The following is a 9,721-nucleotide window of genomic DNA, read 5'->3' on the forward strand; positions in this document are numbered from 1 at the left end:
CGGACCGTCTTCTGCGGACGTCGATGGAGCTCGGAGGCAATGCCCCGTTCCTCGTGTTCGACGACGCCGACGTCGATGCAGCGGTCGACGGCGCGATGGCAGCAAAATTCCGCAACGGCGGCCAAGCATGTACAGCGGCCAACCGATTCCACGTCGCACGGAGCGTCGCAGAAGAATTCGGCGAGAAGTTCACGGCACGCATCGGTGCATTGCGCACGGGGCACGGCCTCGAAGCGGGAACCGACATCGGACCGCTGATCACCGCGAAACAGTGCGCCACCGTCGATGCTCTGGTCGAAGACGCCGTCGCGAAGGGTGCACGTATCCGCCTCGGCGGTGGCCGTCCCGACGAGCCGGGAACGTTCTACGCCCCGACAGTTCTCGACGGCGTGAGTCCCGACGCGCGTCTGTTGCGTGAGGAGATCTTCGGTCCGGTTGCCGCGATCACCACCTTCGACACGGAGGACGAAGCGATCGCGGCGGCGAACAACACCGAATACGGACTCGCAGCGTACTTCTACACCCAGAATCTCGACCGAGCGTCCCGAGTCGCCAACGCACTCGAGACCGGCATGGTCGGGATCAACCGAGGCATCATCGCCGACGCGGCCGCACCCTTCGGAGGGGTGAAGGAATCCGGCTTCGGCCGCGAAGGATCCGTCGAAGGCATCGGCGAGTACCTCGACACGAAGTACATCGCACACTGATCACCAGTGACAGCAGTCAACTCGGCGAATGTCACTGCCCGCGAAGAATACTCGAAGCGGAACTGGCCTTTGTGTATCGTGCGTGATCTGTAGGGCCGCCGGTGTGGGCGGTAGGTGCCGGCACCCACATGTAAGGCCATACGGTTCGCTCGACTGCCACCCGTGTGCCGGGAGTCTGGTGAAGGAACCGCCGAACGGCGGGTCCTTCACCAGAGAGGCGGTTACCGCACTCGCTCGGGTGGCACTACGTGCTCAGTTCCCTTGCGAAGGGGGTCGGCAGGTAGACGCGGAACATCACGACGAGTATCAAGTCCGACTGTGGCCTCCTCTCGGTCGCCTGGGTAGGGGACAGCATCGTTGATTTCTGAGCTCCACGTGGCGATCGCTTCGTTGACCTCGGTTTCGGCAGTTCGGCGAGCGAGCACCAATGCGAAGAGCGGCGCGGCCAGCACGACCGTGCCGAGAATGTATGCCGGAAGCATCAACTCGAGGATCGTCGCGCCTTCCGACATCGTGGCCGTCGGGTCCAGGAAATCACCTGCTCATCGAGCAGCAACGTTGGTTCCGGGATGCACTCGCCGAGGTCGGCGGTGTCACCGCCCTGCGTGAGATAGCGCTGTGTGAGCGGCGCGGTGAGCGCCTCGGTGGTAACGCGCGGGGTGAGTTGCGGTGTAGTGGTCGTGAAGACTGTGGGGGGTGCGGCTGTGTTCGCAATGGCAATCGTGGTGTCCGCGTGTGGTAGCTCGGAGACAACGACGTCGCCCACGATCACACCCCCGGTGTCGCCCGCGACAACCGCGACCTCGACCTCACCTTCTGCTCACCGCCCACCAGCGAACCGCGCACAGGGTTGAGGAAGTGAGAGGGTAGGTGGCTGAGGAAGTGGCAGCCCCGCGGGATGCAAGGACTCAAAACCACAAACCTGGACCGGCCAGCCCTCACCGGTCGCTGCGATCATCCCGCCTCGTTCGACGGTTGTTGCGTGTTCTCGATGCGTTGCCGCTGCCGGACTCCGTATGCCGCCTCTCTGACGGCGGCGTCGTCCTCGAGACCCGACCCGAGTGCCCCACCGATGGTCGCGATGGACGCCAGGAGCCAGGCGAGCGTGAGATAGTCGGAAAAACCCACCCCGTGCCCGAGAATGCGGGACAACAGTTCCGGGGGAAGAGTCAGGCACGCGGTGAACAGCAGCAGGCCGAACAGGGCCAAGTGGAGGACGATCACGCCGATGACCAGGGTGACTACGGTCGCGGTGTTGTACAGCACCGAACGATCACGCTCCTCCGGCGACTTCGGTCGCTCCCAGAGTTCGTGATCGAGGATCAGCCAGAGAATCATCGCCACGATCGACAGGACCGTGGCCGCACTCATACGCCATGGGCCCATGGTGTCGGCGAACAACCAGATCGTGTTGGTGGCCAGCGCGATCGCACCCGTGGCGAAGGCACCGACAAGCACCTTCGACAGGCCGGTGACCAGCCGCCACGGCCGGTTGGCCCGCACCATCCCCGACAACAACCGCAGTCGCCGCAGTCCCGTGGGCGCAAAGTACCGGATCCCGCCCTTGATCTGCGCAGACGGGAACCGCCGGTCCGCGCCGGTGGGCATGAGTTCTGGCTCGCCGACGACGCGGGCGATCGCGAGTTCGGTGACGGTACGGACGCGGCGCTCGATGTGGACGCCGCCCACTCCGGCGACGGAGATGAGCGCGAATTTGTGGTCGGCGCTGACGTCGGCCACCACCGGCAAGGTGTCCTCGCGGCGCGGCAGATCGGTGAGGTACACGACGATGTCTTCCTCTTCGGAGGACGGATCGACCGTGTCGATGACCTCGGCGAAATCCGCTTGCTCGTCGGGGATGTAGGGTTTCCGGCGCACGCAGGTCGTCCACCGACGCTCGACCCGGTCAGGGCTGCGCAGGCGTTCCGGCAGGTACTCTGCGATGCGTTCGGCAAGAGCCGCGGGTTCACCCGGATCCGCGATCAGCAGCACCGAGACCTGCTCACCCGCCGTGCCGGAGTGCCCTGCCTGCAGATGCTCGTTCGCCGTCACCGCCTTCACATACCCACTCGGTTTGCTCCCAAACTTCGAGCGGTGGGTGCGAGTCGATCACAGCCGCCACGGATATCCGCTGCCAGTCCGTGTCCGGTAACACCCCCAGCGATCGAGGACGCACCGCGGACACGACCACGGCCCGGGGATTCTGATGTGGTCGGTTCGCCGCCGCCGCCGATCGATCCATCAATAGCACCTCGGCGCCGCCGGATCCTGGCCGGGCTGGCACACCGTGGGCGTGCCGGTCGTACGGATCACCGGCCCCGGCACCGCACCGGCCCCCGACGCCCTCGTCGACATCGACGGCTCCCTGATGCAGTGGATGCGCAACAAAGGCGCCACCGCCCTCGCGCTGCGCCCCGACAAGGTCATCTACGCCGCTGCCGGCGCCGACAGTCCTCTGCCTCCACCCCCGGCCGGCATGAAGACCACCGCCCCGACCTGTTCCGACGACATGGAGACCCTCGTATGACCCGCGCTGCATTGACCGAACGCACCGTCTCCGTCGACGGGAAGGACATCCTCGTCGCCGAAACCGGACACGGACCGGCGGTGTTGCTGCTGCACGGCGGCGGCCCGGCGCCTCCGGTGTGGCGAACTACTCGCGCAACATCGACGCGCTCTCCGAACATTTCCGGGTGATCGTGCCGGACCTGCCCGGCTACGGACGCTCCAGCAAGGGAGTGGACGGGTCGGACCCCTTCGGCTATCTCGCCGACCACATCCGCGGTCTGCTCGACCACCTCGACCTCGACCGCGCCCACCTGGTCGGCAACTCCTACGGCGGAGCGTGCGCGCTGCGTCTGGCGCTCGACAGCCCGGAGCGGGTCGAGAAGATGGTCCTCATGGGCCCCGGCGGTATCGGCACCACCCGGGCCCTGCCCACCCCCGGACTGCGCGCGTTGTTGTCCTACTACACCGGTGAGGGGCCCTCGCGCGAGAAACTCGCCACCTTCATCCGCACCTATCTGGTCTTCGATGGCACCGCGATCCCGGATGAGGTGATCGACGAACGCTACCGGTCGAGCATCGACCCCGGCGTTATCGCGCCTCCGCCGCTGCAGCGCCCCTCCGGACCAGGGGCCCTGCACACGTTGTGGCGCATGGACTTCACCCGCGACCGCCGACTGCGCACCCTGCAGACCCCGACGCTGGTGATCTGGGGCGCCGACGACAAGGTCAACCGTCCCAGCGGCGGCCCGACCCTGGCCAAGACCTTGCCGAACTGCGACCTGCTGCTCACCGCCAACATCGGGCACTGGGTGCAGTGGGAACGCGCCGGCTTCTTCAACGCCGTCACCGCGGCCTTCCTCACCGGGAGCGCCCGATGACCAGCATCGACACCCTGTTCGGATCCGTCCACCTCGGCTACATCGTCATCGAAACCGACAAGTTCACCGACTGGCACCGCTTCGGCCGCGACGCCATCGGCATGCACGTCGACCGATTGTCGAACCAGGCCATGCGGTTTCGGCTCGACGACCACCAATGCCGCTTCCTGCTCCAGCGCGGGCCGGCCGAGGACGTCACCGCCCTCGGTTGGCAGATCGACGATCACGAATCGTTCGACCGGGTCGTGGCACGGGTACGCAATCGCGGAGTCCCGGTCACCGACGGCACCGACGAGGAGACCGCGCTGCGCGGGGTCGAACGCTTGCTGCGGTTCCCCGGCCCGAAAGGCATCGCCCAGGAAATCTTCACCCGGCCCCGCCACACCACCGAACCGCTGGTGATGAGCACCGCCGGATTCGTCACCGGCGCTGCAGGACTGGGACACGTGGCGATCACCTCCACCCGACCCCATCAACTCCGGGGCTACTACGACACGGTCTTCGACGCCCGCCTGTCGGACTACATCGACGAGACCATCAACGGTGCACGTCTGAAGATCCGGTTCCTGCGAGTGAACGAGCGCCACCACTCCATCGCCGTGCTCGCCGTGGCCACCAGCCGCGAAACCAAAGGTGCCGATCTCGACAAGCTCGACAACCTCTACTGACACCACCTCACCCAAGCCCCGCCGGCGCCGACCCCGGCGCCGGTAGGGCTTAGGCCGTGTTTCAAAAGTGATCTTGAACCGCGTTCCCGCCGGAAAGGGGTGTCGCAGTCGTGGAATGAGTGAGGTCTCCGGTATCTGGGTTTAGCGCCCTGGCAAACCGTGTACGGCCTGTTCCGGCGCTGGCAACGCGGCGGAGTGTGCGCCCGGGTCCTGACCGCACTGCAGACCGTGGCCGACGCATCCGGCGGGATCGTCTGGGACGTCAGCGTCGATTCGACCGTCATGCGGGCGCATCAGCACGCGGCCGGGCGCGGACACGTCCGGAGCGGGTGCTGGCGGACAAGGCCTACAGTTCTCGCGCGAACCGCCTCTATCTGCGGCGACGACGGATCAAGGCCACGATCGCGATCCCGTCCGACCAGCTCGCCCACCGCCGCAACCGAGGTTCCGGTGGTGGGCGACCTCCGGCGTTCGAGCGAGACGTGTACCGGCAACGGCATGCGGTCGAGTGCGGAATCAACCAACTCGAGCAGTTCCGGGCGGTGGCCACGCGCTACGACAAGCTCGCGGTGCGGTACCTGGCCACCGTCCAGGTCGCTGCGATCGGTCAGTGGTTGTGAGGCAGCGGGCTTTTGAAACACGGCCTAGCGGCGATGCGTTCCGGACGAACCGTGCCCGCCGTCCGATCCGCCGAGCGCGTCACCCGGACGCAACTCCACGGCCATGAGCCCCGCGCGCTCGGCATGGTGGACGAACTCGGCGCCGGGTCCGAAGAACGACCGGGGGCGCACGGCGTCGAAGCCGATCGGCCACAGCGTGCCGTAGTGGATCGGCACCGCCAGGGCTGCCTCCACCAGCCGCGCGGCGACCACGGCTCGAGGCGGGTCGAGGTGACCGTCGCCGAGTGTGGGACCCCAGCCCCCGACGGGTAGCAGCGCGAGGTCCACCCCCGGGCCGACGTGGTCTTCCAGCCCCGGGTACAGATCGGTGTCGCCGGCGAAGTAGGTCCGCCGGTCGCCTTCGACCACGTATCCGACCGCAGGCGCGAGCTGCGGTCCACGTCGCCAGCGTCGACCGTCGTGATGTGCGGGCACGGCGCGCACGGTGACCGCGCCGATGCGTGTTTCGTCGCCGGGCCGCAGGGGCACCAGGCGGTCGCCGAAGCGGCGCAACGCGGGTAGGCCGTCCATCGCCCGCCACGGGACCACGATCGGAACGTCCGGGTCGAGCAGCCGCAGCGACGGTAGATGGGTGTGGTCGGCGTGCAGATGCGAGAGCAGGACGACGTCCGGGTGGCGCGTGCGGAAGCCGAGGGGGGTGGGCCCCCGCCGGCGGCGCAGGTGGGCGACGCGGTCGGTGAGCACCGGATCGGTCAGGACGACCGTACCGCGGTCCACGATCAGCGTGCTGGCGTGCCCGAGCCAGCGCATCCCGGACGCGGCGGTATTCCCACCCGGCGGCGCGCTCACGCCCCTTACGATTCCAGACAACGAGAGGGAGTGCGATGCGCACGGTGGGCGGGGTGTTGCGGATACTCGTCGAATTCCTCGTGCTCTGGGGATCGTCGGCGTTCGCGGTTCTCGTGCTGGACCGCATCCTCCGCGGCGTCACCCTGGATCCGTCGAGCTTTGCTCCGCTGCCGACGCTTCCTGCCGCGCTGGTGGTCGCGCTGGTGTTCGGCATCCTCAACGCGGCACTGTGGCCGTTGACGATGCGCTTCATGTCGTGGATCGGCCCCGTGCTGCTGTTCGTCGGGGTGTTCCTCGCAGGCGGCGCGATCATGCTGTTGACGCTGAACCTGGTGCCGGTCGCCACGGTGGACGAGCCGCGCGATGCGGTCGTTCTGGCAGCGGTGGTCTCGCTGGTCACCTCTGTGGTCTCGGGTGCGATCGCGTCCCGCTCCGATACCGCGTACCGGTTGATGCAGGTGCGCCGGAACCGGTTCCGCTTGCGACGCAACGCTGCTCTCGTGGACGCGGATCCGGGGCTGTTGTGCATCCAGATCGACGGGCTGGGTTACGACGTGTTGCGGCGCGCGATCGCCGACGGCGTGACGCCCGGGCTGGCGAAGCTGGTGCGCGAGACCCACCGGCTGGTCCCGTGGCACACCGACTGGAGCAGCCAGACCGGGGCGACCCAGCTGGCGGTGCTGCACGGTTCCAACCACAACGTGCCGGCTTTCCGCTGGTACGACAAGACGACCGGGCGCATCTCGGTGTTCAGTAACCCCGCCGACAACGAGCAGCGCGAACTCGAACGGGCCGAGATTCCGGGTCTGCTCGCGCACGACGGTGCGAGCCGCGGCAACCTGTTCACCGGCGGTGCGCACGACAACGTGCTCGTCGTCAGCCGCATGCGCGGTGCCCGTCTCGGCGCCGGCGCCGGCTACAGCGACTACTTCGCCGACCCGGCGAGCGCGCTGCGCACGTTCATCCGAATGTTCGCGGAACTCCAGCGGGAGCTGCGTCAGGCATTGCGGCAGAAGCGGAAGGACATCCAGCCGCGGGTCTCGCGGGGAGGGGTGTATCCGTTCGTGCGGGCCTTCGCGACCGTCCTCGCCACCGACGTCACCGCCGCCGCGGTGGTCGGGGATCTGATCAAGGGGCGCAGCATCGTCTACGTCGACCTGATCGGATACGACGAAGTCTCGCACCACTCCGGAATCTCCCGGCCCGAGACCCTCGCGGTGCTGACCAAGCTCGACGAGATCGTCGAGATGCTGCTCGCTGTGACGGAGCAGGCGGACCGGCGCTACCGCGTCGTCGTGCTGTCGGACCACGGGCAGAGTCAGGGCGCCACCTTCCGGCAACGCTACGGGGAGACCCTGGGGGAGTTGGTTGCCCGGCTGACCACGCAGGGCGAGCCGTCCGCGGAAGGTCGGCACCGGCACGAGCGCGCTGCCACCGCCTCCCCCAAGCCCGGGGCGGAGGGCCGTGCCTACGCGGCGGCCAGCATGCACGCGTCGGCAGCCGACGAGGAGGCGCGTCCTCCCACGGGCGAGCCGATCGTGCTCGGCTCGGGCAACCTCGGTCTGATCTACTTTCCGCACCTGCCGGGACGCGCCGATGTCGACGCCATCGAGGCCGCCCATCCCGGGCTGCTCACCGCGCTTCGCGAGCATCCCGGAATCGGGTTCCTGCTCGTCGCCGCACCCGGCGGATCCGTGGTGCTGGGGTCCGGCGGCAAGGTCGACGTGACGACCGGCGAAGTCACCGGCCGGGACCCTCTCGCGGTGATGGGCCCCGATGCGCTGGCGAAGATCCGACGCACCGACGCCTTCGACAACGTGGCCGACATCATGGTCGGCGGCATGTACTGGCCGGAAACCGACGAGGTCGCGGCGTTCGAGGAGCAGGTCGGCTCGCACGGCGGCATGGGCGGACCGCAGAGCACGCCGTTTCTCATCTACCCCGCCGACCTGCCTGCAGCTCCGGAACCGTTGCACGGCGCCGAGACTCTGCACAAGGTGCTCGTCGGATGGCGAGATCATTCGACGGGTGTGCGAGCAACCAGTGCACCGGCGCGCCCGAACCGTGGACCTGCAGGGTCGTATTCGACCGGGCCGGGTCGGTGAACTTCACTCGTCGTTCGGTGAGTATCGCCGGGCTGTTTCACGAGAAGTCGGCCTGTGTCACGAGGATTGCGGCGTGCACTTGCTGCCGAGGTCCGCGGCGGGCCCGGTGAATTTCGAGTCGAACATGGTGTAGCTCAGCAGCTCGTCGTGGCCAGGTCGAACGTCGCTCATCAAACTCATCAGGGTTGTCTCCATCGGGTGGCGGACACGGCCCCGCAGGCCGAGCATCGAGTCGAACGCGTCCTTTGCGAGACGGTCGATCTTGCTGGTCTCCTGCAGGGTCGGCCCGGCGAACACGACATCGACGGCGCGGTAGCCCTTAGTGCCATTGCGGTTACGCAGCGTCCACAGGTCGTCGATCATGCGGTCCGTGAGGATTGCGCGCAGCGACAGCGCGGCGGTGCCGAGCACGTCGGGCGGATTTGCCTGGGCCGTGGACCCGGAGGGCAGTGGCAGACGCTCCTGCGGATGGGACGCGACCACCCCGATCCGCTCTGCTCCCAATTCGAGAGCCGGTTTGATGGGTGTGTTGAGCAGGAGACCGCCGTCGATGTACCAACCCCGGTTTTCGCCGGTGATCTCGACAGGTTGGAAGAGCATCGGGATCGCAGCGGACGCGAGCAGGTGATCGACGTCGAGGGTAGTCGAGACGTATCGAATGTTGCGGTGCGCGTCGTAGCCGGGAAGACGCACGTCGTCGGCGTGCTCGACGAACACCACGGTGCCGCCGGTGGCCAGCGAGGTCGTGGCCACGGCCACCGCTCGGACCTTGCCCATGCGGATGTTCTCGTGGAGCCGGTCCCAGGGAATCAGTGCCTCGAGCGACGCTCGCATCGGCGACGTGTCGAGAAGCCCGGCGGGAGGAGGAACCGGAAGCCCGATCAGCCTGCCGAGCGTCGAACCGCCGGTCCGCAGCAGAGTGCCGATCGGGGAGAACACGTCCGTCAGCTCGGCCCCGCTCCACGCCGCGACCACCTCCTTGGCTGCCTGCTCGCCGCCGAGATCGGCATAGGCGGCCAAGCCGGCCACGTTCAACGCCCCGGCGCTGGTCCCGACCAGGATCGGCGGAACCACGTCGTCGGGGGCGAGTACGGGAAGCAGGGCCTGGACGGCACCCGCCTCGTACGCACCTCGCGCGCCGGCACCGGACACAACCAGGGCAGTGCGCTGCTCCGACTTCTTCGACATGCGAACCCCCGTGTCGTCGACTGTGTGATCCCATTAGGCGCGCCGGGCGCCGGGTTCGCGGGGGAGTTCGGTGAAACGTTGCAGGAGCGTGGTTCCGGCCTCGGGTCCCGGCGTCTTATCCGAGCGAATGTACCGTTCGTCTCCTCAGCGGGCTGTTGCAGAATCGCGGGTCGGTCTCGCCGTGACGCGGCGGGGACG

At 67.8% G+C, this 9,721-nt stretch carries 7 protein-coding genes and 2 pseudogenes; 6 read left to right on the forward strand and 3 right to left on the reverse strand.

Annotated elements, in window-relative coordinates; all coding sequences use genetic code 11:
* Positions 1 to 707: aldehyde dehydrogenase family protein (locus I0Q12_RS33925; protein ID WP_231611427.1), on the forward strand; the 707-nt coding region annotated here is incomplete at its 5' end.
* Positions 708 to 1,661: 954 nt separating this feature from the next.
* Here I0Q12_RS33925 and I0Q12_RS25370 read toward each other — a convergent pair.
* Complete coding sequence (locus tag I0Q12_RS25370; protein ID WP_197255879.1) at positions 1,662 to 2,759, reverse strand: hypothetical protein; 1,098 nt, start codon at positions 2,757 to 2,759, stop codon at positions 1,662 to 1,664.
* Positions 2,760 to 3,000: 241 nt separating this feature from the next.
* Between I0Q12_RS25370 and I0Q12_RS25375 the strand changes: the two genes are divergently transcribed.
* The 4 genes and pseudogenes from I0Q12_RS25375 (at position 3,001) to I0Q12_RS25390 (ending at position 5,381) form a co-directional block, all read left to right on the forward strand.
* The gene (locus I0Q12_RS25375; protein WP_197255881.1) at positions 3,001 to 3,234 is read left to right on the forward strand and encodes a hypothetical protein; all 234 of its coding nucleotides are present in this window, start codon (positions 3,001 to 3,003) and stop codon (positions 3,232 to 3,234) included.
* Positions 3,231 to 4,093 (forward strand): annotated as a pseudogene (locus tag I0Q12_RS25380) (alpha/beta fold hydrolase). The gene I0Q12_RS25375 and the pseudogene I0Q12_RS25380 overlap by 4 nt, the downstream one beginning before the upstream one ends.
* A pseudogene (locus I0Q12_RS25385) lies at positions 4,090 to 4,704 on the forward strand (extradiol ring-cleavage dioxygenase); the annotation flags it as partial. The pseudogenes I0Q12_RS25380 and I0Q12_RS25385, both read left to right, overlap by 4 nt.
* 386 nt (positions 4,705 to 5,090) lie before the next feature.
* Positions 5,091 to 5,381, forward strand: a complete 291-nt coding sequence (locus I0Q12_RS25390; protein ID WP_197255883.1) for a transposase — start codon at positions 5,091 to 5,093, stop codon at positions 5,379 to 5,381.
* Positions 5,382 to 5,405: 24 nt separating this feature from the next.
* Here I0Q12_RS25390 and I0Q12_RS25395 read toward each other — a convergent pair whose 3' ends face one another.
* Complete coding sequence (locus tag I0Q12_RS25395; RefSeq protein WP_197255885.1) at positions 5,406 to 6,230, reverse strand: MBL fold metallo-hydrolase; 825 nt, start codon at positions 6,228 to 6,230, stop codon at positions 5,406 to 5,408.
* Between the two features lie 35 nt (positions 6,231 to 6,265).
* On the opposite strand from I0Q12_RS25395, the gene I0Q12_RS25400 reads away from it, so the two are divergent.
* Positions 6,266 to 8,335, forward strand: a complete 2,070-nt coding sequence (locus I0Q12_RS25400) for a phage holin family protein (protein WP_197255892.1) — start codon at positions 6,266 to 6,268, stop codon at positions 8,333 to 8,335.
* 57 nt (positions 8,336 to 8,392) lie between these two features.
* On the opposite strand, the gene I0Q12_RS25405 is transcribed toward I0Q12_RS25400, so the two are convergent.
* Complete coding sequence (locus I0Q12_RS25405; protein ID WP_197255894.1) at positions 8,393 to 9,523, reverse strand: patatin-like phospholipase family protein; 1,131 nt, start codon at positions 9,521 to 9,523, stop codon at positions 8,393 to 8,395.
* Positions 9,524 to 9,721: the final 198 nt, after the last annotated feature.

The sequence above is a fragment of the Rhodococcus sp. CX genome (assembly GCF_015865005.1).
Lineage (GTDB): Bacteria > Actinomycetota > Actinomycetes > Mycobacteriales > Mycobacteriaceae > Rhodococcus.